Annotated in this window: 1 protein-coding gene; it reads right to left on the reverse strand. The window is 61.0% G+C overall.

The genetic code is table 11. From position 1 onward, the window contains the following. Positions 1-241, reverse strand: a 241-nt coding sequence (locus tag QN347_RS20765; RefSeq protein WP_323494540.1) for a TrbI/VirB10 family protein, incomplete at both ends; no start/stop codon positions are given.

The raw sequence follows: 241 nt of genomic DNA on the forward strand, positions 1-241 counted from the left end.
GTCCTGCCCACTCTGACGTGTGGCGATGATGATTTTGCTATCGCTGCCGGTTCGATCAGGCGCAGCCAGTTCAGCACCCACGCCGAGTAGCGTGGACAGCGCAGCGCCAGCGAGGATGCGATCCCAATGCCAATCGACGCCATCTTCCAGTCCGGCATAACCCGCCGGGTCGATGCCGGGCAGGCGGTCGAGCGAAATGGATGAGGTATCGGGCAGGATCAACCGTGTCCACACAAGTAAT

This window comes from Sphingomonas sp. 10B4, assembly GCF_035019905.1.
Lineage (GTDB): Bacteria > Pseudomonadota > Alphaproteobacteria > Sphingomonadales > Sphingomonadaceae > Sphingomonas > Sphingomonas glacialis.